This is a genomic window from Nocardia sp. NPDC004573 (assembly GCF_053602135.1).
On sequence record NZ_JBSGDA010000001.1, the window covers coordinates 431,465 to 455,254 of the forward strand.

General features: G+C 68.8%; 27 protein-coding genes. 15 read left to right on the forward strand and 12 right to left on the reverse strand.

Translation table 11 applies throughout. The features are described from left to right. Positions 1 to 10: 10 nt before the first annotated feature. On the reverse strand, positions 11 to 211 hold the full coding sequence (locus tag ACWEKR_RS02115) for a hypothetical protein (protein WP_195083767.1): 201 nt from the start codon (positions 209 to 211) through the stop codon (positions 11 to 13). 285 nt (positions 212 to 496) lie between these two features. On the opposite strand from ACWEKR_RS02115, the gene ACWEKR_RS02120 reads away from it, so the two are divergent. From ACWEKR_RS02120 to ACWEKR_RS02130, 3 genes are all read left to right on the forward strand, one after another. Beyond that, positions 497 to 1,960, forward strand: a complete 1,464-nt coding sequence (locus ACWEKR_RS02120; RefSeq protein ID WP_452353087.1) for a phosphatase PAP2 family protein — start codon at positions 497 to 499, stop codon at positions 1,958 to 1,960. Between the two features lie 204 nt (positions 1,961 to 2,164). Continuing rightward, positions 2,165 to 2,332, forward strand: coding sequence for a hypothetical protein (locus ACWEKR_RS02125; protein WP_195083765.1), 168 nt, complete (start codon positions 2,165 to 2,167; stop codon positions 2,330 to 2,332). A gap of 77 nt (positions 2,333 to 2,409) precedes the next feature. Next, positions 2,410 to 3,039 carry a PRC-barrel domain-containing protein gene (locus ACWEKR_RS02130; protein WP_452352870.1) on the forward strand — a complete coding sequence of 210 codons (630 nt, stop codon included), beginning with the start codon at positions 2,410 to 2,412 and terminating at the stop codon, positions 3,037 to 3,039. A gap of 87 nt (positions 3,040 to 3,126) precedes the next feature. Here the strand turns inward: ACWEKR_RS02130 and ACWEKR_RS02135 are convergent, their stop codons facing one another. Then, on the reverse strand, positions 3,127 to 4,800 hold the full coding sequence (locus tag ACWEKR_RS02135) for a PucR family transcriptional regulator (protein WP_452352871.1): 1,674 nt from the start codon (positions 4,798 to 4,800) through the stop codon (positions 3,127 to 3,129). A 380-nt stretch (positions 4,801 to 5,180) separates the two neighbouring features. Between ACWEKR_RS02135 and ACWEKR_RS02140 the strand changes: the two genes are divergently transcribed. The 4 genes from ACWEKR_RS02140 (at position 5,181) to ACWEKR_RS02155 (ending at position 8,087) form a co-directional block, all read left to right on the forward strand. Next, positions 5,181 to 5,354 (forward strand): hypothetical protein, encoded by a 174-nt coding sequence (locus ACWEKR_RS02140; RefSeq protein WP_039799283.1) that lies wholly within the window; start codon positions 5,181 to 5,183, stop codon positions 5,352 to 5,354. A 79-nt stretch (positions 5,355 to 5,433) separates the two neighbouring features. Then, on the forward strand, positions 5,434 to 6,591 hold the full coding sequence (locus ACWEKR_RS02145) for a glycosyltransferase (RefSeq protein ID WP_452352872.1): 1,158 nt from the start codon (positions 5,434 to 5,436) through the stop codon (positions 6,589 to 6,591). Between the two features lie 60 nt (positions 6,592 to 6,651). Further along, positions 6,652 to 6,846 carry a DUF3046 domain-containing protein gene (locus ACWEKR_RS02150; RefSeq protein WP_159838202.1) on the forward strand — a complete coding sequence of 65 codons (195 nt, stop codon included), beginning with the start codon at positions 6,652 to 6,654 and terminating at the stop codon, positions 6,844 to 6,846. Further along, on the forward strand, positions 6,843 to 8,087 hold the full coding sequence (locus ACWEKR_RS02155; protein ID WP_452352873.1) for an APH(3') family aminoglycoside O-phosphotransferase: 1,245 nt from the start codon (positions 6,843 to 6,845) through the stop codon (positions 8,085 to 8,087). Before ACWEKR_RS02150 ends, ACWEKR_RS02155 begins: the two co-directional genes overlap by 4 nt. A 3-nt stretch (positions 8,088 to 8,090) precedes the next feature. On the opposite strand, the gene ACWEKR_RS02160 is transcribed toward ACWEKR_RS02155, so the two are convergent. Then, positions 8,091 to 8,606 carry a CGNR zinc finger domain-containing protein gene (locus tag ACWEKR_RS02160; protein WP_452352874.1) on the reverse strand — a complete coding sequence of 172 codons (516 nt, stop codon included), beginning with the start codon at positions 8,604 to 8,606 and terminating at the stop codon, positions 8,091 to 8,093. Between the two features lie 156 nt (positions 8,607 to 8,762). Here ACWEKR_RS02160 and ACWEKR_RS02165 point away from each other — a divergent pair, with 156 nt between their 5' ends. From ACWEKR_RS02165 to ACWEKR_RS02175, 3 genes are all read left to right on the forward strand, one after another. Continuing rightward, positions 8,763 to 9,224: a VOC family protein gene (locus tag ACWEKR_RS02165; protein WP_452352875.1), complete on the forward strand. Its 462-nt coding sequence runs from the start codon at positions 8,763 to 8,765 to the stop codon at positions 9,222 to 9,224. A 76-nt stretch (positions 9,225 to 9,300) separates the two neighbouring features. Then, positions 9,301 to 10,143 carry a pyridoxamine 5'-phosphate oxidase family protein gene (locus ACWEKR_RS02170; RefSeq protein ID WP_452353088.1) on the forward strand — a complete coding sequence of 281 codons (843 nt, stop codon included), beginning with the start codon at positions 9,301 to 9,303 and terminating at the stop codon, positions 10,141 to 10,143. Positions 10,144 to 10,168: 25 nt separating this feature from the next. Further along, positions 10,169 to 10,618, forward strand: a complete 450-nt coding sequence (locus tag ACWEKR_RS02175; protein ID WP_452352876.1) for a nuclear transport factor 2 family protein — start codon at positions 10,169 to 10,171, stop codon at positions 10,616 to 10,618. A gap of 77 nt (positions 10,619 to 10,695) precedes the next feature. Here the strand turns inward: ACWEKR_RS02175 and ACWEKR_RS02180 are convergent, their stop codons facing one another. Beyond that, a complete protein-coding gene (locus ACWEKR_RS02180; RefSeq protein ID WP_452352877.1) occupies positions 10,696 to 12,105 on the reverse strand; it encodes an MFS transporter in 1,410 nt (469 codons plus the stop codon). 108 nt (positions 12,106 to 12,213) lie between these two features. Here ACWEKR_RS02180 and ACWEKR_RS02185 point away from each other — a divergent pair, with 108 nt between their 5' ends. The 3 genes from ACWEKR_RS02185 to recX all read left to right on the forward strand — a co-directional run bounded on the left by ACWEKR_RS02185 (position 12,214) and on the right by recX (position 14,770). After that, positions 12,214 to 12,717 carry an Lrp/AsnC family transcriptional regulator gene (locus ACWEKR_RS02185; protein WP_452352878.1) on the forward strand — a complete coding sequence of 168 codons (504 nt, stop codon included), beginning with the start codon at positions 12,214 to 12,216 and terminating at the stop codon, positions 12,715 to 12,717. Positions 12,718 to 12,876: 159 nt separating this feature from the next. Beyond that, the gene (gene recA, locus ACWEKR_RS02190; RefSeq protein ID WP_043728224.1) at positions 12,877 to 13,920 is read left to right on the forward strand and encodes a recombinase RecA; all 1,044 of its coding nucleotides are present in this window, start codon (positions 12,877 to 12,879) and stop codon (positions 13,918 to 13,920) included. A 331-nt stretch (positions 13,921 to 14,251) separates the two neighbouring features. After that, positions 14,252 to 14,770, forward strand: coding sequence for a recombination regulator RecX (gene recX, locus ACWEKR_RS02195; RefSeq protein ID WP_452352879.1), 519 nt, complete (start codon positions 14,252 to 14,254; stop codon positions 14,768 to 14,770). Between the two features lie 45 nt (positions 14,771 to 14,815). Here recX and ACWEKR_RS02200 read toward each other — a convergent pair whose 3' ends face one another. From ACWEKR_RS02200 to ACWEKR_RS02230, 7 genes are all read right to left on the reverse strand, one after another. Beyond that, positions 14,816 to 14,938: a hypothetical protein gene (locus ACWEKR_RS02200; protein WP_452352880.1), complete on the reverse strand. Its 123-nt coding sequence runs from the start codon at positions 14,936 to 14,938 to the stop codon at positions 14,816 to 14,818. A gap of 334 nt (positions 14,939 to 15,272) precedes the next feature. Further along, positions 15,273 to 15,608, reverse strand: a complete 336-nt coding sequence (locus ACWEKR_RS02205) for a hypothetical protein (protein WP_452352881.1) — start codon at positions 15,606 to 15,608, stop codon at positions 15,273 to 15,275. Between the two features lie 255 nt (positions 15,609 to 15,863). Beyond that, a complete protein-coding gene (locus ACWEKR_RS02210; RefSeq protein ID WP_452352882.1) occupies positions 15,864 to 16,091 on the reverse strand; it encodes a hypothetical protein in 228 nt (75 codons plus the stop codon). A 295-nt stretch (positions 16,092 to 16,386) separates the two neighbouring features. Further along, the gene (locus ACWEKR_RS02215) at positions 16,387 to 17,280 is read right to left on the reverse strand and encodes an amino acid ABC transporter permease (RefSeq protein WP_452352883.1); all 894 of its coding nucleotides are present in this window, start codon (positions 17,278 to 17,280) and stop codon (positions 16,387 to 16,389) included. Further along, positions 17,277 to 17,957 (reverse strand): amino acid ABC transporter permease, encoded by a 681-nt coding sequence (locus ACWEKR_RS02220; protein ID WP_452352884.1) that lies wholly within the window; start codon positions 17,955 to 17,957, stop codon positions 17,277 to 17,279. The genes ACWEKR_RS02215 and ACWEKR_RS02220 overlap by 4 nt, the downstream gene beginning before the upstream one ends. Positions 17,958 to 18,045: 88 nt before the next feature. Further along, entirely contained in the window at positions 18,046 to 18,888 is an 843-nt protein-coding gene (locus ACWEKR_RS02225; protein ID WP_452352885.1) for a glutamate ABC transporter substrate-binding protein, read from the reverse strand. A 50-nt stretch (positions 18,889 to 18,938) separates the two neighbouring features. Next, positions 18,939 to 19,667, reverse strand: coding sequence for an amino acid ABC transporter ATP-binding protein (locus ACWEKR_RS02230; RefSeq protein WP_452353089.1), 729 nt, complete (start codon positions 19,665 to 19,667; stop codon positions 18,939 to 18,941). Between the two features lie 260 nt (positions 19,668 to 19,927). On the opposite strand from ACWEKR_RS02230, the gene miaB reads away from it, so the two are divergent. Both miaB and ACWEKR_RS02240 read left to right on the forward strand, forming a co-directional pair. Further along, positions 19,928 to 21,481, forward strand: coding sequence for a tRNA (N6-isopentenyl adenosine(37)-C2)-methylthiotransferase MiaB (miaB, locus tag ACWEKR_RS02235; RefSeq protein WP_452352886.1), 1,554 nt, complete (start codon positions 19,928 to 19,930; stop codon positions 21,479 to 21,481). Beyond that, entirely contained in the window at positions 21,478 to 22,203 is a 726-nt protein-coding gene (locus tag ACWEKR_RS02240; RefSeq protein WP_452352887.1) for an Rv2732c family membrane protein, read from the forward strand. The genes miaB and ACWEKR_RS02240 overlap by 4 nt, the downstream gene beginning before the upstream one ends. A gap of 48 nt (positions 22,204 to 22,251) precedes the next feature. Here ACWEKR_RS02240 and ACWEKR_RS02245 read toward each other — a convergent pair whose 3' ends face one another. Next, positions 22,252 to 23,628 carry a DUF349 domain-containing protein gene (locus ACWEKR_RS02245; protein WP_452352888.1) on the reverse strand — a complete coding sequence of 459 codons (1,377 nt, stop codon included), beginning with the start codon at positions 23,626 to 23,628 and terminating at the stop codon, positions 22,252 to 22,254. Between the last annotated feature and the right edge of the window lie 162 nt (positions 23,629 to 23,790).

Genomic DNA, 23,790 nt, shown 5'->3' on the forward strand with positions numbered 1-23,790 from the left:
GCCGGCCGGTTCAGCTCGACCGGTCCCTGCGGCGGAGTTCCTCGGCCCTGGCGCGGAACGCCGCGCCGACCAGTTCGCGGCTCTCGGCCATGAGGTCGAGCACCTCCCAGGACGCCTTGCGGGCGGCGGATCCGACGATCCCGGCGATCGCCGAGCCGTGCCGCCGCGCCGCGGCCGCGAGTTCTTGTGCCAGCTCGTTCGTCTGTTCCATCGAGTCCCGGCCGTTACGTGCGGCTCAGTGCATGACTGTGTGCTGACCGGTGTGTCTCCGTCATTCGATCATCCCTTCCCTCTTGTCGCGCAACGTCACTGTGCGTCGAAGATCAGAGTACATCCGTGCACTGAACTGGCCTACGATCCGGTCGTCCCCGCGCATGGCGGGATCCGTCGAGCGCGTCGGCCGGGCCTCGGTGCGTGATGGTCGCCGATCCGGCGCGTACGTGGTCGGTAGGCTGCGGCGATGGGGTTTCTCTCGGCTCGTCGGCGTGACGGTGGGATGGTCGGAGTGACGAACAGCCTGGATCGGTGGCTGTTCGGCCGCAGTGCGCGCGTGCGGGCCACCCCGGCGGACCGGGCGCTGAAGGCGTTGAGCACCGCCGCCGACAAGAACCGTCTGTGGATAGCCCTGGGGGCGGTCCTGTTCGTCGCCGGAGATCGCTCGACGCGGCGCGGCGCGGTGCGCGGGCTGCTCGCACTGAGTATTGCCAGCAGCGTGGCCAACGGCGTGGCCAAACCGCTGTTCCCGCGCCGTCGTCCGCCGGACGAGTCCGTTCCGTTCGTGCGCAGGCTGGTCGCCCCGCCGGTCTCGTCGTCGTTCCCGTCCGGGCACTCGGCTTCCGCCGCCGCCTTCGCGACGGGCCTGGCGCTGGAGTCGCCCGTGGCGGCCGCCGCCGTGGCCCCCGTCGCCGCCGCGGTCGGGTACTCCCGTGTCCACATCGGCGTGCATTGGCCGTCCGACGTGGTCGTGGGCGCGTTGTTCGGTGGCGCGGTCGCGCTGGTCACCCGGCGGTGGTGGGCGGTGCGCGACGACGAGCCCGCCGCCTTGGGCCCGGTCGAACACATCGATCCGCTGCCGGACGGCGCCGGATTGTTGCTGATCGGCAATCCGCACGCGGGATCGGGCGACGGCGACAACGCGCTGGCCGCCCTGCGCGATCGGCTGCCCGCGGCCGAGGTGCTCGAACTCGGCGGCGACGACGATGTCGAGGCGCGAGTGGGCGAACTGCTGCGACGCGACGACATCGTCGCTCTCGGCGTGGTCGGCGGAGACGGAACGGTGTCGGCCGTCGCGGAGTACGCGGTGCGCCACCGGGTGCCGTTGGCGGTCTTCGCGGGCGGCACGCTGAACCACTTCGCGAGGGATGCCGGAGTGGAGGACTCCGACATCACCCTCGCGGGGTTGGCAGCGGGCGAAGCGATGCGCGTCGACGTGGCCGAGGTGTGTTTCGACGATGCCGAGCAGCGCGTCTTCGTCAACACCGCCAGTCTCGGCGGTTATCCCGACTTCGTGCGGGTACGGGAGCGCTGGGAGCGCCGGATCGGCAAATGGCCCGCGGCGGGACTCGCCATGGTGCGCGTGCTCTTCCGCGCCCAGCCGCTGCACGTCACCATCGATGACACCCGCACCGCGCTGTGGATGCTGTTCGTCGGCAACGGCGTCTACCATCCCGCCGACCAGATCCCCATGTCGCGCCCGGAGTTGCACGGCGGCACCCTCGATGTCCGTTACCTGCGCGCCGACGTCCCGTTCTCACGGCTGCGGCTGGTCTTCGCGACGTTCACCGGCACACTCGCGTATTCGCCCACCTATCGGCACCGCCGGGTCTCCCGTCTGACCGTGCGGGTGGCCGAGGAGCCGGTCTCGTTGGCCACCGACGGAGAGGTCGATCATCGCGGCAAGGACTTCCGATTCGCCAGCGGGCCGTCGGCACTGACGCTGATCAGAAGCGGAGCCAGGTAGGCCGGGTGGCCCACGGTGGGCCGCGGCGTGCCCAGTGAAGATAGCTGATTGATAACTAGAATGCTGGAGACGCTTCGGTGAGTCCGCGAATTCTGGTAACTGAATGGTTTGACCGCGGTATGTACGGGTAGTTGCCACGGTGTAGCTGATTACTTCCTGCCTCGACTGGGGGCGGGAACATGCACTACAGGGCAGGAGCACGTCATGCTCGATGTTTCCTACCGTCTATCGCTGCTCGACCAGGACACGCAGCGGCTGGATGTCAGCCGGTACTTCGCGTGTGACACCGCCGAGGACCCGGTGCGGGCGTCGCGCAGGACGCAGCGCGTCGCCGACGGCTCCGACGCCACCGATCGACCCGCAAGCGATTGAACCCTTTCTCAGCACGCGCGGTGCCCAGCCGCGTTCTGCCGGGCTGCGCGTCGCAGGGACGAACCGCGGAGGAACCCATGACTGAAATGCTGGAAACGCTCATCGGCAGCTCGGTGTACGGCCCCGAAGGCGAGAAGATCGGCAAGGTGAAACGGGTCTATGTCGACAACAACTCCGGATCCCCCACCTGGATCGCGGTGTCCACCGGCCTGTTCAGCACCGACGCCTTGGTCCCGCTGGCCGGGGCCGAACATCGTCCCGAGGCGGGAGTGTTGCAGGTCCGGGTCGGGAAGGAGGCGGTGAAGGCCTCGCCGCAGCTGGACCACAACGGGCAGATCAGTCCGCAGGCCGAGCAGGAATTGTTCGATCACTATCAGATCGACCCGGAGCAGGCCGCCTGGGATGTCTACGGCAGGCAGCCGGTGCCGCAGCCGCGGCGGGCCCGCCCCGCGATGACCCGCCCGCCGGAAGAGCGCGCCGGTGAATCGGGCGACGTCGCCGCGGCCCGGCGGCGCCTCTATCCGGGCAGTGAAGAGGAGACGCTCCGGATGCCGCGCGGCGGCGATCGGTCGCCCATGGGGCGTGAGCAGATGATCGACCCCTACGCCGTCGACACGGCCGATCTCGGCATGCGGCGCCCGGACGGCGTGCCGGACGACGATCCGTTGGCCGAAGACCTGCCGGACGCCGAGCGTCCCAGGAGCTGACCGGGCGGGCTCGTCCTCGACGATGGTGTGCGCGTCCCATCCGACGCGCACACCATCGTTGTGCTCCGGTAGCGAGCGGGTCGGCATTCAGTCCGGAATCGTTCGGGTGGTTGCGCGGGAGGACCGGTCCGGCAGCGCGGTCGAGGACAGGAATCGCCAGGCGCGCGTGGCCGCTTGCAGGGTGAAGCGGGTGTCGACGTCGCGCAGATCGAATCCGGTGAGCTGCCGGATGCGGCCGAGCCGGTAGCGCAGGGTGCTGCGATGGATGTGCAGGGCAGCGGCGGAATCGTCGTAATTGCCACCGCATTCGAGGTATTGACTCAGTGTGTACACCAGGTCGGCGTTGCGGTGCCGGTCGTAGTCGAGCAGGATGCCGAGCCATTCCCGGATGAACCGCTCGACTCGGCCGTCCGCGCGCGCGGCGTCGATCAGGCGGTAGAAGCCCAGATCGTCGTACGCGGTCGCGCCGTCGGGCCTGGGCGATCGCAGGCGGATGTCGATCGCGTGGCGCGCGTCGTCGAACGCCCGGACGAAATCGGCCGGTCGCGTGCAGCGGCCGCTGATGCCGATGGTCACCGGGGCCGTGTCGAGGTGCGCGCGGATGGTGTGATGCAGCGTGTCGGGGTCGGGCCTGCGGTCGGTGATCAGCACGGCCAGGCCCGAACGGCGGCCGTGCAGGAAGGGTAGTTCCAGCGCCGTTGCGGCCCGGGCGACCGCCTCCATCCGCGTGCTGTCGACCCCGTGCACGAGCACCACGTAGTGCTCGCCGTGCAGGTCGTAGCCCAGGGCCTCGGCTCGAGCGAAGGCGCTGTCGCCGTCGGCGCCGGACAGCAGGTCGTCGACCAGTTCGCGGCGCAACCGCAGCTCGATCTCGGCAAGGTTGCGCTGGTGCGCCAATTCCAGGGCGAGCATCGTGCCGGCGTAGGTGAGCGCGAAGATCTCCGCGTCGAGCGCCGTATCGTCCGGATCGATCAACGCGAGCGTGCCGAGTATCTCCGTACGCGGCTTCACCAGGACGATCGCCCGGTCGCGCACGCGCAGCGGGCCGTTGTGGGCGGCGAGACGGCGCAGCAACTGTTCACGTTGCCGCGGCGGCGCTTTGGGATACGGGTCCGGTCTGCCCGGCCCCGACCAGGCCCGCAGATTGCCGAACGGGTCCTCGACGGCGACCGGCAATCCGGTCAGCTGCGCCAGCGCGTCCGCGATGGCTTGTTCACCGCTGCCGTACGCGGCGGCGTCGGAGAGCACTTCGTGGACGTGGGTGCGGCGCCGCAACCACAGCACGGTTGCCGACAGGCGCTCGTTGGCCGCGGTCAGGTCGCGGGCCGCCACGGCAGCGCGCTCGCGCAGCACGCCATCGGCCAGCGCGGCGCTCGCCAGCCGAGTCAGCGCGGTGAGCAGGAACATCTCGTCCTGCGACGGTTCGCGGTCGGCGCCGACGACGATCGCGCCGACCACCCCGGACCGGTCGCTCAGGGGTAGCGCCCACGCCCACCGGCGGCCGGGCAGCCGGAGGCGCCCTGCGCCGTTCTGCGCGCGCAGTTGCGCGTCGAGATCGGGCGGGGCGGACTGGCCGGTGCCGAGCCGGTATTCGCCCCCGAGGAGTCGATAGCAGCCCAGTGCGTCGCAGCATCCGGCGGAGGACACCGCCTCCGCGGCGATCCGCAGGATGTCCGGTTCACGGTGATCGCCCGATAGCAGCGCCGACGCCGATACGGGTGCCGGTGCGTCGTCGACTTTCGAACTCGCGTACTGGGTCATGGACTCCGGTCCGTAGCCGTCGAGGTCGTGCGCCGATATCGCGGGCTCCGATGCCGGGCGCCCGATGGGTCGATCGTTCTACCGCGCGTCCGGCCTGGTCCGATCGCGTATCGACATGTACTGCAGCAGGCAGACTCGACGCTACACCGCTGACGTGACCTGCGCCGGGGGAAGCGATGACCCGGCCACCGGATGTCATCGTGACGAGCGGATGCCCGGGTGGCACGCACCGAGTGGGAACCCCCATCGCCGGGAGCTGTAGGAGGCCCTGGTGTCAGGGGGAACCCTGATTTCCACCCCGGTATCCCGCTTCACCTGGTGATTCCCGCCCACCCGAGTGTCATGCTCGAAGCACAAACGGACTTCTGGGAGGCATCGGAATGTTGTGGAAGATCATCGGCATCGTCGCGGTCGTCTGGATCGCACTGGCCGTCATCGGCGCACTGATCAAGGGTCTGTTCCCGATTCTGGTGATCAGCGCCATCGTGTTCGGGTTGTACCTGTTGTACAAGGCGGTCTCGGGTTCGGACAACTCGACGGTCAGCAAGCTGTAGAGGCGGACGGGCGGGCGGACTCGGTTGCACCCCCGCCGCCGCAATGCGGGTGTGATCGGCCCTGTGGCAGGCTAGGCGAATGCGAGTAGCCGTCGTCGCAGGGCCCGACCCCGGTCACGCGTTCCCCGCTATCGCGTTGTGCTTGCGATTGCTGGATGCCGGTGACGAGGCGGTCCTGTTCACGGGTCCGCGCTGGTTCGACGCCGCACTCGCCGCCGGAATCGGGGTACGCAGGCTCAAAGGCTTGGCGCCGCGGCCGGTGGACGACGACGCGGACGCGGGGCAGCGCATCCACGAGCGGGCGGCGCACATCTCCACCGAGATCCTGCCCGAACTGAGCGCGATGTTGCCCGAACTGGTGGTCTCCGACGTGCTGACCGCCGGTGGCGGGATGGCCGCGGAGCGGCTCGGCGTCCCCTGGGTGGAACTGTCCCCGCATCCGCTGTATCTGCCGTCGAAGGGGTTGCCGCCCATAGGAAGCGGACTGGCCCCCGGTGCGGGTCTGCGCGGGCGGGTGCGCGACGGTGTATTGCGCGGCATGACCGCACGCGCCCTGCGGAACGGGCGCCGCCAGCGCGAGCGGGCGCGCGAGAGCGTCGGCCTCCCGGCTGTCGATCCCGGCCCGGCCGCCCGACTGGTCGCCACCCTGCCCGCGCTCGAGGTGCCGCGCCCCGACTGGCCGGAATCCGCCCATGTGATCGGGCCGCTGCTGTGGGAACCGACCGACGCGATCCTGGACCTCCCGCCCGGTGACGGACCGCTCGTGATGGTCGCTCCGTCGACCGCTCACACCGGTGTGGCGGGCATGGCGGAGACCGTTCTGGAGGCTTTGGACGGAACCGGTGTCCGCGTGGCCATTTCGATGCTGGACGCTGCGCCGGCCGATCTTCCCCCGTGGGCCACGGCGGGGCTGGGGCGGCAAGACGCACTGCTGACCCACGCGTCCGTCGTCGTGGGCGGCGGCGGTCACGGCCTGCTCGCCAAGACGCTGTCCGCGGGCGTCCCGATCGTCACCGTTCCCGGCGGCGGCGACCAGTGGGAGCTGGCCAATCGCGCTGCCCGGCAAGGCAGTTCGATCGTCGTGCGGCCGCTGTCGCCCGCCGCGGTTCGCGCGGCGGTCCAGGAGATCCTCGCCGATCCCCGCTACACCGCCGCGGCCCGGCAGGCTGCCGCCACGCCCGAGTTCCCGGATCCCGTCAGCCTGTGTCACCGGGTATGCCACGCGGTCCATCCTTGACCGACCGGCCGGGTGTGCCACTGACCAGGGAACTCGCGGCATGGGAGTAAGTTCGGGACGGTGCGATTGACCGAGTTTCAGGAACTGTTGCATACCGAGTTCGGTGTGGCCCGGGGCGACGCCCTGCTGACCGACCACGTCATCCCCGATCTGGGCGGGCGCACCGGCGCCGATGCCATCGAGGCGGGGGTCGACCCCCGCGACGTCTGGCGTGCCCTGTGCGCCGAATTCGACGTGCCCAAGGCGCGCTGGTGAGCGCCGCGGGGCAAGTGGAGCGGGACGAGCCGCTGTACCGGTTCGACGAGCGGCAGCGGATGATCCCGCACGACCCGCAGCGCTTGGCCGTCCGGGTGGCACAGGCCCGCCCCGACGACTTCGCGAGCTACCGGCAGACCGGCATCGAGTTGATGCTGCTCGGCCGCTACGACGACGCGCTGGATCACCTCGATCGCGCGCTGGAACTGGTGGACACCGAGCAGCGGCGGATCAGCGTGTGGATCAACTTGGGCGACGTCTATCGCTACCGCGGCGACGCTGACACCGCCGAGACGTTGTACCGCCGTGCGGTGGAACACGCACGGACGGCCGCTCCGCAGGTTCTCTCGTTCGCCGTGCAGCACCTGGGCAAGGCGCTCGCCGAGCGGAATCAGCCGGCCGAGGCGCACGCGCTGCTGGCCGAGGCGATGCGGCTGCGTGTCGCCGAAGGCGATCCCGAGGAGATCGAATCGACTCGCGCCGCGCTGGAAACTTTGGGCGAGCTGGCGATCCCGTTGCCGCCCACGGTCGCGACGCTGTTCGGCGAGTCGCCGACGTGGTCGGACGCGCATGAGGGCCGCAGCGGCGCAGTGGTGTCCGTCAACGGCGCCTACTGGCTCAAACGCGGACCGAAGGCGGTCGCCGAGTACCAGCGGCTCACCTGGCTGCGCGCTCGGGGGATCGCCGTGCCGGAGGTCGCGGCGTTCGAAGACGACGTCCTGGTGCTCCTGGACGCGGGCACACCCAGCCTGGCGACGCGGACGACTTCCGGCAGCGCGCACGCGGCTTCGATCGGCACTGTGCTCGGCGGGCTCCTGCGGCGACTGCACAGCATTCCGGTCGCCGACTGCCCCTTCGACGGACGGCTCGACGTCGTGCTGGCGCAGGCGCGCCGCCACGTGGTCGAGGGGCTCGTCGACCCCGACGATTTCGATGACGACAACTCCGGATCCACCCCGGAGGAGGTGCTCGCGCGATTGCAGGCGCAGCGGCCGGACGGTGAGGACCTGGTGGTGGCGCACGGCGACTTCACCCCGCCGAATGTCCTGGAGAACGAGGTCCTGCTCGATGTGAGCGCGCTCGGCGTGGCCGACCGCTACCGCGATCTGGCACTCGCCGTGCGCGATCTGCGCGCGGACTTCGGCGAAGCGGAGGTGGCGGCCTTCTTCGCGGCTTACGGACTGGCCGAGCCGGACGAGAGTCGCTTGGCGTACTACCGGCTGCTCGACGAATTGTTCTGAGCACTAGACTTTCCGCGCGTAGTGGCGGGCCGCTTTGGTGCGGTTGCCGCAGGTCGCCATGGAGTGCCAGCGCCGGGTTCCGTTCTTCGAGGTGTCGTAGAAGAACAGGACGCACTCCGGATGCGCGCACTGACGTATTCGATCGGGCGCGGTCCGCAGCAGTTCCAGCAGGTTGTCGGCGGCCAGCCAGGCGGGCAACCAGGCCGGATCCGCGACGTCCGCCAGGTCCGCAGGGCCCGGCTCGGTCAGCGTGCGGCGGATGCGGCCGTGGTCGAGCACCTCGTTGAGCCCCGCGTGCGAAGCGTGCACGACCACGTCGTAGATGGCCGTCCGCGCGGCCAGCGTCGCCTGCAAGGTCGCCTCGTCGGCGGCGGCGCGATTGGAGAGTCCCGCCGACGTCAGCCAGGTGCGCAGCCCGGTGACGTCGGTGAGCAGGTCCTGGGGTCCCTGCTCGATCCATCTCGTGTTCAGCAGATCGAGCGCCAGGGGTTCACCGAGGTGGGGGCGTGGATCGGGCATGCCCGAGGGTATCGAGTGCGCGTCGCCGTCCACAGCGGCCACCTCCCCTATAACTGTTCAAATTAATTTTACCGGTTGACACTGGGGTTCCGTTGTTCGTATCGTCTAACCCATAAAACCGCAGAAGACAGTTAGACATTCCGAGGAGGAATCATCATGACCACGGTCGCCGCCCCGCAGCTCGCCACCGGGCACGTCGGACTGAACGTCTCCGACCTTGATCGCTCGGTGGACTTCTATCGCCGCGCGCTCGGTTTCGAACAGCTCGCCGCGAGCACCGACGACCAGCGCCGGTGGGCCTTCCTCGGTGCGGACGGCACACTCGTCGTCACGCTGTGGGAGCAGAGCGACGGCGCGTTCTCCACCGACACCCCCGGATTGCATCACCTTTCGTTCCAGGTGGGCAGCATCGACCAGGTGCGCGCGGTGGAACGGGTGCTGCGTGAACTCTCGGTCACCTTCGCGCACGACGGCGTGGTGGCGCACGGCGAGGGCGTGCCCTCCGGCGGAATCTTCTTCAGCGATCCCGACGGCATCCGGCTGGAGGTCTACGCGCCCAGTGGGGCCGAAACCGCTCCCGCGCCCAGTGGCGCCGCCCCCACCTGCGGCTTCTTCTGATCGGATCGTCAGCGCACCGAAGGGAGTCATCGTGCGGGAGACGTTTCACCGCGGGGAGGTCGCCGTCCAGCGCCGGATGGGGCAGGCGGACATCGCCGAACGGGTCGGTCGCATGATTCGCCCCGATATCCCGGCGGTCGCCGCGGGCTTCCTGGCCGAACAGCGGATGGTGGTGCTCGCCGCCGCCGACGCGGCGGGCAGGTTGTGGGCGAGCGAGCTGGTCGGGCGGCCCGGTTTCGTGCGAGCGGTGGACGACCGGACGATCACCGTCGAGACCCGGCCGGCCGCCGCCGATCCGCTGCACGAAGCGCTGGCGCATGCCTCCCGCGTCGGCATGATCGCCCTGCAACCACAGCGGCGCAGGCGGATGCGGGTCAACGGTAGGTCGACGCCGGAGGGTGCGGGCCTGCGCATCGTCACCGATCAGGTGTACTCGAACTGTCCCAAGTACATCTCGCGGCGCGATATCGAGAGCTATGCGCCCGCGGCCGGATCACCGGCGGTGCGGCGCGGCGTCGAACTCGACGCGGACCAGCGGGCCGCGATCGCCGCAGCCGACACGTTCTTCGTCGCGACGGCGGACGCGGAGGGCAACGCCGACGCCTCCCACCGCGGCGGGAATCCCGGATTCCTGCAAGTGCTTTCGCCCACCCGTCTGCGCTGGCCGGACTATCGGGGCAATTCGATGTTCATGACACTCGGCAATCTCGAGATAAATCCTCGTTGCGGAATTCTGATCCCGGATTGGTCCACCGGAGCCACGTTGCAGCTCACCGGCACCGTCGAATTGAACTGGGCGCCCGAGACATTCGCCGCAGGCTCGCAGTGCTCCCTGGACTTCACCGTCGAGGAGGTTGTGGTCCGGTCCAGTGGAGCACTGCGGTGGGGCCACCCAGAGCTCTCGCCCGTCAACCCCTGAAACTTCGAGGAAAGGAAACCATCCCATGCGACCTCCGTTACCCCCGTTCGATACGGAATCCGCCGAGGCCAAGGTGCGAGCCGCCGAAAACGCCTGGAACACCCGCGATCCGAAGCGGGTCGCCGCCGCCTACACCGAGGCCTCGGTCTGGCGCAATCGCGACGAGTTCTTCACCGGCCGCGACGCCATCATCGAGTTCCTCACCCGGAAATGGTCGATCGAGAACGGTTATGCGCTGCGCAAGGATCTGTGGGCCTTCGAAGGCAACCGCATCGCGGTGCGCTTCCAGTACGAATGGCATGACGAGTCCGGCCGGTGGTTCCGCAGTTACGGCAACGAGCAGTGGGAGTTCGCCCCGGACGGCCTGATGTCCCGGCGTGAGGCCAGCATCAACGATGTCCGGATCGAGGAATCCGAGCGGCGCATCTTCGGGTCGCGTGAGGCGGGCGACGAGTCGGTGCTGCCGCAGCGTTAGTGCTCGGCGGGGATCGCACGACCACCGCAGACGGCGGCGCCCGGCCGGCCGCCGCCGTCTCGTACGCCGGATCGCGCTCAGGCGGCGACGGCCTGCCGCTCGGCTTCGGCCGATCCGGCATTCGCGCGGCGCCGGGGGAACAGCGCGAACGAGATCACCCCGAATCCGACGCCCACGGCCGCCGCGACGCCGAACGCGGCGTCGAGCCCCGCGACGAAGTGCGGCAGGGTCATCGGATGCTCGCCGGTCGCCACCCCGCGGAACACCGTGCCGAGCACCGCGACGCCGAGCGCCAGGCCCAATTGCCGCGCGGTGTTCACCGCACCCGCGGCCGTGCCGGCCTGCTCCGGGGCGACGGCCGCCATGCCGACCGAGACCAGCGCGGGAGCGTTGACGCCGATCCCGAGGCCGATCACCACGAATCCGGGGACGAGCGCGACCCAGGAGGACTCCGCGTCGACGAGCATCAGCAGCCAGCTGCCCAGGCCCACGACCACCAGTCCTCCGCCGATGGTCCACTTCGGCGCGACGTCGTGCAGCACCTTTCCGAACACACCCGCCACCACGAACGCGGTCGCGGCCATCGGCAGCATCGCCAGCCCCGCGTGCAGGGGCGACATGTGCCGTTGCTGCTGCAGCCACAGCGAGATCAGGGGGCTGCTCGCGAACGCGGCGAACGTCTGCCCGGACGCGCCGAACAGGGTCGCGCCGAAGTCCCGGTTGCGCAGCAGCACCAAGGGGAACATCGGGGCGGCACTGCGCATCTCGGCGGCAACGAAGATCAGCGCCGCGGCGGCGCCCAGCGCGAACGCCGTCACCGCGGCCGCTTCCGTCCAGCCGTGCTCGCCACCGCGGATGACGCCGTAGGTGACCGCGGTGGCCGCCGTCGCGAAGGCCAGCATGCCCGGCACGTCCACGGCTCGGCCCGGCCGCCGCCGAGCGGGCGGGAACACGGTGGCGGTCAGGCCGATCGCCAGCACGGCGATGGGCAGGTTGACGAAGAAGATCCAGCGCCACGACAGCGCGTCGGTGAGGACGCCGCCGAGCACCACTCCGATGCCCGCGGCCGCACCGGATACCGCGCCCCACACGCCGAAGGCGACGCCGCGATCGCGTCCGGTGTAGGTCGCGTGCAGCAGCGAGAGCGTGGTGGCGAACATGGCCGCCCCGCCGATGCCTTGCAGCGCCCGCGCCGCGACGAGGGCCGCAGCGGACTCGGCGATGCCGCAGCCGATGGACGCGACCGCGAAGACGACCAGCCCGGCCAGGTACGCGCGCTTCGCGCCGACCCGGTCGGCGAGCGAGCCGAGGACCAGCAGCAAGGCGGCCAGCGCCAGGGCATATCCATCCACCACCCACTGCAAGCCGGACAATCCGGTGTCCAGGTCGGCGGCGATGTCCGGCAGGGCGACGTTCACGATGGTGACGTCGATGAGCAGCATCAGCGTGCCGAGGCACGCGGCGAACAAGGGGAGCCATTTCCTCACGGGAGCCTCCATGGCGAATACGAACGATTTCGACGCCAAGCGTGTGATAGACGGACGGATCTCCCTACCCGAAGCCGCACCGGCGTTAGATTCCTCCGGTGCGAGACGATGACCCGAGAGAATCCTCCGGCCTGGATGTGCTGGACAAGCAGATCGTGCACGGCGGCGATGCTCACGCTGCTCGGCCGGGACGGGCGCGCTCCGTACGCCCAGCTCGCGGCCGCGACCGGGTGGACGGCGCCGCGCGTCGCGCGGCGCATGGCCGAGCTGACCGCGGCGGGCGTGCTGTACTTCGACATCGATTTCGCGATCGAGCGGATGGGTTACGGCGTGCGCGGCGCACTGTGGCTGCGCGTGCGTCCCGCCGACCTGGACGCCGTGGGGCGCGCGATGGCCACGCACCCGGAGATCGTCTTCGTGGCCGCCACCACCGGACCGTCCACGATGTTCGCTTCGATCATCTGCCGGGACACCGCGGACCTCTACCGGTACGTGACCGAGCGGCTCGGCGCGCTGGACGGGATCACCGGCGTGGAGGTGACGCCGTCGCTGCGCGTGCTTGAGCAGGCGCAGACGCTGCTGGATACCGACCGAATCGCGTTGGTGCCTTGATCGCGCGGCGTTCGCCGAGGAGGGTACGGGGGCGCCGGGCGCGTCGCTTGACTCGAACACTTGTTCGTCTAGTCTGGTCGCCAGAACTTGTCGGTGCCGCGCTCTACTGTAGGCGCCAACCACAGAACGAGACTTACCCGTCGAAAAGGGGATCAAGACATGGCACCACAGGCGTACGACCGGGACAAGGCGCTCGAGCTCGCGCTGGCCCAGGTGGAGAAGAGCTTCGGCAAGGGCGCCGTCATGCGCCTCGGCGAGGAGGCGCGCCAGCCCATCTCGGTGATCCCCACCGGTTCGATCGCGCTCGACGTGGCGCTGGGCATCGGCGGTCTGCCACGCGGCCGCGTCGTCGAGATCTACGGTCCGGAATCCTCGGGTAAGACCACCGTGGCGCTGCACGCGGTGGCCAACGCGCAAGCCGCGGGCGGGGTGGCGGCGTTCATCGACGCCGAGCACGCGCTCGATCCGGACTACGCCCGCAAGCTCGGCGTCGACACCGACGCGCTGCTGGTCTCCCAGCCCGACACGGGTGAGCAGGCGCTGGAGATCGCCGACATGCTGGTGCGTTCCGGTGCGATCGACATCATCGTCATCGACTCGGTGGCCGCGCTGGTGCCGCGCGCCGAGATCGAGGGCGAGATGGGCGACAGCCACGTCGGCCTGCAGGCCCGCCTGATGAGCCAGGCGCTGCGCAAGATGACCAGCGCGCTGAACAATTCCGGGACCACCGCGATCTTCATCAACCAGCTCCGCGAGAAGATCGGCGTGATGTTCGGCTCGCCGGAGACCACCACCGGTGGTAAGGCGTTGAAGTTCTACGCGTCGGTGCGCCTGGACGTGCGCCGTATCGAGACGCTCAAGGACGGCAGCGACGCGGTGGGCAACCGCACCCGCGTGAAGGTCGTGAAGAACAAGGTCTCCCCGCCGTTCAAGCAGGCCGAGTTCGACATCCTCTACGGGCACGGCATCTCCAAGGAGGGCTCGCTCATCGACATGGGCGTCGAGCAGGGCTTCATTCGCAAGTCCGGCTCCTGGTACACCTACGAGGGCGATCAGCTCGGCCAGGGCAAGGAGAACGCCCGCAAGTTCCTGCTGGAGAACGTCGACGTCCGCGACGAGATCGAGAAGAAGATCAAGGAGAAGCTCGGCATCGGCGCCGACGTGACGGCCGATGCGGCCGCGGAGGTGCCCGCCGATTTCTGAGCCGACGAACCGGCGCTCGCCCGGGACGGCTCCGGCCGACTCCGGGCGGCCACGGGCCGACGCGGTGCAGGAGATGCGGCGTCGATTGGAAGAACTCCTGGCCGGCTCCGGTTCGCCGGAAGGCGTCCGGGTACCCCAGCAGGATTCCGAGCTCGTCCGGAGAACCGAAGGTGGTTCGGTTGCGCCGGGCATCATGGGAACTCGGCCGGATGCGTCCGATCCGCAGCGGGCGCGTCCGGCTGGGTCCCGTCGTGGGCGCCGGGAGGCGCGGGGGCGTCCCGGCTCGTCCTCGACCGACTCCGGTCGGCCCGAAGGCCGGTCGGCGGATCCGGTGGCGGCCGGGTCCGAAGGCGGGACGGTCGAGCAGGCGAAGGAGGCGTGTCTCCGCTTGCTGGCCGTCCGTGCCCGCAGCCGGGCAGAGCTGGCCCAGCGTCTGGCCGCCAAAGGGTACGCGCCCGAGGTGAGTGAACGCGCGCTCGACCGCCTCGGCGAAGTGGGCCTCATCGATGATGCCGCCTTCGCGGAGCAGTGGGTGCACTCCCGCCATACCTTCTCCGGCAAGGGCAAGCAGGCCCTCGCGCAGGAACTCCGGCGCAAGGGCGTCGCGCAGTCGGATGCCGCGGCCGCCCTCGACGCCATCACCACCGACGACGAGGAGGCCCGCGCCACCGAGTTGGTCCGCCGCAAACTGCGCTCGCTCCCGCGAGAACTGGACCACGAGAAGACCATTCGCCGCCTCGTCGGCATGCTGGCCCGCCGTGGTTACGGTCAGTCCGTGGCGTATCGGGTGGTCAAGACCGAATTGGCCGAGCGGGGGATCGAGGGCGACTTCGACGAGTCCATCGATTGAACTCGGCGGCTCAGGTGGCTTCCGGCGATAGGGAGCCGTGCCCGGTCAGTTCGAGGCGCTCATATGCCGGCGGTCGTCCACCCGCGCGACGTCGTGGGAGTTCGTCGGCGGCATCGACTTCACCCGGATCGGCGCCTCGTCACCGCTACCGAAGCCATGCGTGGTCATCCCGGAGAGCGCACCCGGTCCGCGCCGAATGGATCCAGCCCGTGCGGGCGAAAGTCGCATCCCGCTCACGACTGCGCTCTACGCCGGTCGGCTCGGCGGGATACAGTTGCCCGGTGCGCGGCTACCTGCTCGGGCGGCTCGGCGCCGCTGCCGCGCCGCAAGCTCCCGTGGTCAGCGGAATCTCGGGCGACTACGACGTTTCCGGTCGGTTTGCTGGTTGTCGCTGCTCGGACAGTCGATCGGGGCTCGGCCCGCGGCCGTTGAGCTCTGTACCCTTCGTACCGCTGCGGCGGACGTGCAACGCTGTGCGGGTTTCGGGTGCGGCATCGTCGGTCTACACCTCTCCTGTGTCGGCGGATAGACCGGCGGCCTCGATGCCTTCGGCGACCGTGGTCACCCAGGTGGCGAAGGGCAGTGGGGCGGCTCCGCGCCCAGCGATCTCCCGGCTGGAGAAACCTGGGCCGAGTTCGCCCGAAGCACTCGTGGCCGAAAGCAGCGGCCGCAGCGTGTCCGAGGGGTCCTGGCGTTGTAAGGCCACCAGAGGGCAGTCAGGATCGAGCACCGCGCCGGTCACTTTGGTCGGCGCGTGGCCCGCGTACCCGGGGTGGCCCATCGCCCCGGGGAAGACGAAGGAGTCTTCGAATTGGCGGTCGGAGGTACGGCTGGTCATCGATCGTCAACTTTCGCGGGTACGAAGCACTGATGACCGTCCCACCGGTCGGCTACCGGGGATCGGTGTGTCTCTACGAGATTGACGCCACACCGCGGAGGGCACGAGTGTTGCGCTCAGCTCGAGCGCAACCACTCACGAGGGTTGTGGACCTACTCCGCGCAGTACCGAATCCGTGACCGATCGAAGATGTTTGAGTCCCGACACCGTATCTCGACCCGGCAGCGACCGCTGCGGAGAGGCGATGTAGATCAGTCAGTGGTCGGAAAGGTAGATCACCCATTCGCCGCCTTCGTGAACGCAACTGTAGTTGCGGACCCAGGCAGTATGCTGCAGCGAGTATTGTCCCCAGCCGTGGCAATCGTTCTCGGATTTGAAACCGGGAAACCTGGTCGGGTCATCCGCTAGAGCAGTCCCGGTGGTGCTCGCAAAAATGCCGGCGAGTGCAATGGTGACCCCGGCTGCGCTCTGTACAAATTTCATATTCAGTCCCCGATGTGAACGTGTCGTTTCGTGTGAAATAGGAGAGAGAGCTACCGCACTCTGCCCATTCGTGGCCGCTGCATCGCTCGCCGGAACTCGACGCCGCATTTGCTTCTGCGACGATGCTGTCCAGCCGTCGGACACTCATTCGCACACGGCTGGCGGCGCTGCGAGATGTGATCGCTATCAGCTCGAATACGGAAATAGTTCGATCGTGTTCGGTCCCCCCGCCCCCGGTTTGTAACGAACGAATCTCAACACGTAGCGCCACGGAATGTCAAGAGGATCAAGGCATTCAGCGTGTCTTGGTCAGATCCATACCGGGGGCCGCATCGGTGATGATGGAGGACGCGGCGACGACGGCTCTGCCGCGCTTGCGCGTGCGCAGGCGGCGCTCCAAATAGGTGGCGAAGGTGGTGAGCGAGTAGTTGAGCGCGATCATGATGGCGGCGATGACGATCAGAGCCGGGATGACATTCTGTTCGGCGGCGCCGAGTTGCTGTCCGGACCGAACGATCTCGGTGTAGGTGATCTGGTATCCGAGTGCCGAATCCTTCAACGCGACGACCATCTGCGACACGAGGGCGGGCAGCATCGCGGTGATCGCCTGCGGTAGCAGGATGATCCGCATGAACTGACCCTTGCGCAATCCCAGCGCGACGGCCGCTTCGGTCTGGCCCTTGGGTAGTGCGCGAATGCCCGAGCGCACGATCTCCGCGATCACCGAGCCGTTGTAGATCGTCAGCGCGGTCACTACCGCACCCAAGGCGAGCTGGTCGGACGGGAACACTTTGTAGTCGGCGTACACCGAGAAGAGGAAGATCATCAGAATCAGCACCGGGATGGCCCGGGCGAACTCGACGATCGTGCCCGCCGCCACGCGGACGGCCCGATGATCGGACAACCGGAGTACGCCGAAGATCATCCCTATTACCAAGGCGAAGACGATCGACAGGACGGCGGCGACGACGGTACCGCGCAAACCGGGCAGCAGGTAGGTGTTCCACACCTCCTGCTCCACGAATGGTTTCCACTTCTCGGCCTCGAACTGCCCCTTGTCGGCGAAGCCTCGGTAGACGAACCATCCGACTGCGACGATCGCGGCGACGAACACCACCGAGTAAATGTTGTTGCGCAACCGCGCCTTCGGCCCGGGAGCATCGAATAGGACGGACGCACCAGAACTCATCGGGCCACCTCGAAACGCTTGGCCAGCCAGCCGAACAGCAGGCCCATGGGCAGGGTCAGGATCACGAAGCCGAGCGCGAAGATGGCACCGATCTGCAGCGGTGCGGCTTCGGTTTCGTTCATGCCCGCCATCAGCAGCGCGGCCTCGGCCACGCCGATCGCGGAGGCGATGGTGGAATTCTTCGTCAGCGCGATCAGCACACTGCCCAGGGGGGCGATGACCGCGCGAAAAGCTTGCGGTAGCACGATGAGGCGCAGATTCTGGCCGAACGTGAGGCCGAGCGAGCGACCCGCCTCCGACTGCCCGAGCGGCACCGTGTTGATTCCGGCGCGCAGTGATTCGCAGACGAACGCCGCGGTGTACACGCTGAGTCCGACGAGCGCCCAGCGGAAATTATTCTCGGCGATGTCGTCCCTGCCACCAGAAGCCAGCTTGAGCCCGAGCGTGGTGCTCAACCCGAGCGAGCAGAAGACGATGATCAGCGTCAGCGGCGTGTTGCGGAAGACGGTCACGTAGGCGGCGCCGATCCAGCGTGCCACCGGTATCGGCGATACCCGCATAGCGGCCACCACGGTGCCCAGGACGAGCGCCCCGATCGCCGACACCACGGTCAGCTTGATGGTCACCCAGAATGCGTCCAGCAACTGGGATTGATAATCCGAGATCAACTCGAACACAGTGGCCGCGTCCCTTTCCTCTCGAGGGGAGAGTCTGCCGCCGCAGCGGGACCCCGGTCTGTCCGGAACCCCGCCGCGGCACGGCGACTCAGTACCGCTCCACCTGCGGCGGCGCCGGGATCTGATAGCCGGTGGCGGCGAAGTTCTTCTCCAGTGCCGACTTCCAGGCCCCGCTCTGGATCATCGATTCGATCGCGTCGTTGATCTGGTCCCGGGTCTGCTGATCGCCCTTCTTCACCCCGATGCCGTACTTCTCGGTGGTGAACGGTTGCCCCACCACCTTCAGCGCATCCGGGGCCTGGGCGGCGAAACCACGCAGAATGACGTCGTCGGTGGTGACCGCGTCCACGTCGCCGGCTTTCAAAGCCTCGACGCACAACGAGTACGTGTCGTATTCCTGCAGCTGGACATCCTTGGCGTACTTCTCCTTCACGTTCTGCGCGGGAGTGGAGTTCTTCACCGAGCACAGCTTCTTGTTGCCGTTCAGCGATTCCACGCCGGTGATGTCGGTGTTGCCGCTCTTGACGAGCAGGGATTGACCGGTGATGAAGTACGGGCCGGCGAAGTCCACCTTCTCCTTGCGCTTGTCGGTGATGGAATAGGTCGCGACGATGAAGTCGACCTGCCCGTTCTCGATCAGCGTCTCTCGCTGGGGCGACGGCGCCTCCTTGAACGTGACCTTGTCCTGCTGCACGCCCAGCTTCTCGGCGACGTAGCGGGCGACGTCAACATCGAAGCCGCTGTAGGACCCGTCCTTGTTCCGCAGGCCGAGGCCCGGCTGGTCGAACTTGACGCCGATGGTGAGCTTGCCGTCCTTGGCGTGGTCGAGGGCGGACTTGTCGTCGCCGCCGCCGCACGCGGTGGCGGTCGCGGCGGCGAGTGTCAGGGCGATCGCTCCGACACCGATGCGCAGAGCGCGATTGATCCTCATCGAGTTCCTTCTCCCTATCCGTGGGTGTGCTGGCCGCTGTGTCCGGCAGGTCAGTGGCTCAAGATCTTGCCCAGGAAGTCCTTCGCGCGCTCGGACTTCGGGGCGGTGAAGAAGGCGTCCGGCTGCGCATCCTCCACCACCTGGCCATCGGCCATGAACAGCACCCGATTCCCCGCGCGGCGCGCGAAGCCCATCTCGTGGGTGACGACCAGCATCGTCATCCCGTCCTTGGCCAGCGACACCATCACTTCGAGCACCTCGTTGACCATCTCCGGGTCCAGCGCGGAGGTCGGCTCGTCGAACAGCATCACCTTCGGGTTCATCGCCAGCGCCCTGGCGATGGCCACGCGCTGCTGCTGGCCGCCGGACAGCTGGGCCGGGTACTTGTCGGCCTGATCGGCGATGCCCACCCGGTCGAGCAGCTCCATCGCGCGGGTGCGGGCGGCGTCCTTCTTGACTTTGCGGACCTTGACCGGCGCGAGCATGACGTTCTCGACGATCGTCTTGTGCGCGAACAGGTTGAAGGATTGGAAGACCATGCCGACGTCGGCGCGCAGGGCGGCCAGCGCGCGGCCCTCGGCGGGCAGCGGGATGCCGTCGATGGCGATGTCGCCGGAGTCGATCGGCTCCAGCCGGTTGATCGTGCGGCACAGCGTCGACTTCCCGGAGCCCGAGGGGCCCAGCACGATGACGACCTGCCCTTTGGGCACCTCGAGGTTGATGTCCTTGAGTACGTGCAGGTCGCCGAAGTGCTTGTCCACTTTGCGCATCAAGATCATCGGCGGTCCGCTTGTAGCGGCGTTGACGGCCCCGGCAGAGGCGTCCCCGGTCGTGGCGGGCGCGGCGTCGTCGTCGGTCATGGTCATGACCTTAGGCAAAAATTGGAAATTTGCCCGACTTTCCGCGACACACCGTCCCGCCGCGCCGATCGGACACTTCGGCGTAACCTCCCGGTTGCTCCGCAGTCGGCCGAAGACTGCCCCGGAGCCTGCGCCGATGCCCGCGAAAGCCACCGTCACCCGCCCCGTACCCTGGACGGGTGGATTCGATCGGACAGGCAGTGTTGGCTCCCGCTCCCGCCGAGGGCACAGCACGCAGTTACGAGGTCCGCACCTTCGGTTGCCAGATGAACGTGCACGATTCCGAACGCTTGTCGGGCTTGCTGGAGGACGCGGGCTACGTGAAGGCCGCGCCCGGCGCGACGGCCGACCTCGTCGTCTTCAACACCTGCGCGGTGCGCGAGAACGCCGACAACAAGCTCTACGGCACGCTCGGACATCTGGCGCCGGTCAAGGCGGGCCATCCGGGCATGCAGATCGCCGTCGGCGGCTGCCTGGCGCAGAAGGACCGCGATGTCGTGGTGCGCAAGGCGCCGTGGGTGGACGTGGTCTTCGGCACGCACAACATCGGCTCGCTGCCCGTGCTGTTGGAGCGGGCCCGCCACAACCGGGAAGCCCAGGTGGAGATCCTGGAGTCGCTGGAGGCGTTCCCGTCGACGCTGCCCGCCAAGCGCGAGTCCGCCTACGCGGGCTGGGTCTCCATCTCGGTCGGCTGCAACAACACCTGCACTTTCTGCATCGTTCCGGCCCTGCGCGGCAAGGAGGTCGACCGCCGCCCCGGCGACGTGCTCGCCGAGGTGCAGGCGCTGGTGGATCAAGGCGTGCTCGAGGTGACGCTGCTCGGCCAGAACGTGAACTCCTACGGCGCGTCCTTCGCCGATCCGAACGAGCCGCGCGACCGCGGCGCGTTCGCCAAACTGTTGCGCGCGTGCGGGCGCATCGACGGCTTGGAACGGGTCCGCTTCACCTCGCCGCACCCGGCCGAGTTCACCGACGATGTGATCGAGGCGATGGCGGAGACTCCGAACATCTGCCCGCAGCTGCACATGCCGCTGCAGTCGGGTTCGGATCGGGTGCTCAAGGCGATGCGCCGCTCGTACCGTAAAGCCCGCTACCTCGGCATCATCGACAAAGTGCGCGCCGCGATGCCGCACGCCGCGATCACCACCGACATCATCGTGGGCTTCCCGGGCGAGACCGAGGAGGACTTCCAGGACACCCTGGACGTGGTCCGGCAGGCGCGCTTCACCAGCGCCTACACCTTCCAGTACTCCAAGCGGCCCGGAACGCCCGCCGCAGGCATGCCCGACCAGCTGCCCAAGGCCGTCGTCCAGGAGCGCTACGACCGGCTCATCGCGTTGCAGGAGGAGATCTCCTTGGCCGCCAACCGGGAGCTGATCGGCACCGAGGTGGAGCTGCTGGTGGCCGAGGGCGCGGGCAAGAAGAACGCCGCGACCGCGCGCATGAGCGGCCGCGCCCGCGACGGCAGGCTGGTGCACTTCCGCCCGGGCGGTACCGCCGATCCGATCCGCCCCGGTGACCTGGTCACGGTCGACATCACGGCCGCGGCGCCGCACCACCTGGTCGCCGATTCCGCGATCAAGACCCATCGCCGCACCCGTGCCGGTGACGCGCACGAACGCGGTGTGACGCCGAAGACCGCGCCGATCGGCGTCGGTCTGGGGCTGCCCCGTATCGGCGCGCCCGCCCCGGAACCGGCCGCCGCGAGTTGCTCCACCGGCTGCGGCGCATGACCACCCGCCCGGACGACAACGACGACGCCGCCCGCGGCGCCGAAGGTGCCGCGTCCGGCGACGACAAGCGCCGCGCGTCCGCGGCGACCCCGGGGCACGAGCCCGCGAGCCCCGCTGGCGACGAACGAAACGAGGACTCAGTGAGCTCGGTCGAGAGCACCGGCGATTTCGAACAGTTCCGCGACGATCTGGACGCCGTCGAGCGCAGAATCGCCGGCGAGATCGATCCGGGCGTCCGCGCCATGGTTGTGGCCGGCGCGGTATTCCTGCTGCTGGCGTCGCTGGTCCTGTCGCACGCGGGCGCGGCGCGCGGCTTCGACGTGCTGTTGAACACCGACGTCGCGCGGGCCGAGCACATCGGGCTGCCCTCGCGGGTCTTCGTCTGGTTCCTCGTGGTCTTCGGCATCGGGTTCTCGATGCTGGCGCTGATGACCCGCCGCTGGGTGCTGGCCTGGATCGCGGTCGCGGGCAGCGCCGTGGCGAGCGTGTTCGGCGTGCTCTCCATCTGGCACCGCCAGACGCCCGGGGTCGGCAACTACATCGGCGCGGGCCCCGGCATCGGGCTGATCCTGGGCGCGATCGTCACCGTCGTGCTCACTTTCCATTGGATCCGCGTGGTGTGGAGCCGCACCGCGCTGCATTTGGCCGCTGAGGAGCAGCGCCGCAACGCCGCGGCGGCCGCCGAGGAACGCGACCGCCGCCGCCTCATGGGCGATTCCTGACCAGGACGATCGAACCCCGCCCGGCTTGGGCCGGGCGGGGTTCCGTCGTCACCGGTTGCTGACGGCGCCTTCGGCGGCCTCGGCCCACTCCCGCCACTGCTTGGCCTGCTCCAGCGCCTTCTCCGCATCCCGGGCATTGCCGGCGGCCTGCGCTTTCGCGGCCTGCTCCTCGAACTGCGCCACGCGCTCCCGGAACTGCGCGGCACGCGCCATCGCCTCCGGATCGGTGCGCCGCCATTGCGCGTCCGCGGCGTCGCGCACGCGCTTCTCGATCGCGCGCAGTTTCCCTTCCAGTTCCTGCATGCGCTCGCGCGGCACCTTGCCGATGGCGTCCCACTTGTCCTGGAGCTCGCGCAGTGCGCTGCGGGCCGTTTCCAGATCGGCGGACGGATTGATGAAGGCGTAGGCGCTCAGCAGTTCCTCTTTGGCGGCCGCGTTCTGCTCGAACTCGGCGTCGCGCTCGGAGACGGCGGCGTTGCGGGCGGCGAAGAAGACGTCCTGCGCGCTCTTGAAGCGCCGCCACAGCGCCTCGTCGGCCTCGCGCGGCGCGCGGCCCGCGGCCTTCCACTCGGCGAGCAGGTCGCGGAAGACGCTCGCGGTGGCCACCCACTCGGTGGATCCGGACAGCTCCTCGGCCTGCACGCACAGCTCTTCCTTGCGCGCTTTCGCGGCGGCCCGTTCCCGGTCCAGCTCGGCGAAGTGCGCGCCGCGGCGGCGGTTGAACGCCTCGCGCGCCTTGGAGTAGCGCTTCCACAGCGCGTCGTCGACCTTGCGGTCCACGCCGCGGATGGATTTCCACTCGTCGAGGATCTCGCGCAACCGATCGCCCGCGGCCTTCCACTGGGTGGACTCGGCGGCGATCTTCTCCGCCTCGGCGGCCAGCGCCTCCTTGCGTTCGGTGTGCTCGTGCCGGGCGCGTTCCTTCTCTTCCTTCGCGTGTGCGGCGGCCTCTTCGGAATGCTCGGCGATGGCCTGCAAGCGCCGGGCCAGGCCCTCGATGTCACCGATGACGGCGGCGGTCGGCAACGACTCGGCCAGCGCCATGGCGGCGGCCTTGGTCTTGCGGGCGTCCGCCCCCGCGGCCAGCCTCGCCTCCAGTAGGGCGACCTCGGTGGCCAGATCGTCGAACCGGCGGCCGAAGTGCGCCAGGCCTTCCGTGGCGTCACCGGCCTGCCACGAGCCGACCTGCCGTTCGCCCTCAACGGTCTTCACCCAGGCGGTACCGTCCTCGTCGACCCGGCCCCACAGGCTCGGATCGGAGACGGTGGGCACGACGACGGGATGGGGATGCTGCTGGGCCGGGCCAGGGGCGGGTTTGACCGCGTGCGGCTTGGGCGGTGGAATCGAGCGGCCCGGTTTCGGGGCACCGGAAGAACGGGGCATCTTGCCGGGGCCGGCTTTCGCGGTTCCGTTGCTGTCGGTCATTTTTCCTCGTCCCTGCCGCGCGTCACGGCTGCCTGATTACGCCCTAGCTCATCCCATTCAACCCGGTCCGAGCCCTTGTGACCATCGACCCACGCCTTCCCGAGGAGGAATCCCGGGGGTTTTCAACCCCTGATGACCTGGGTTGTAGCTCCTCGAACACTA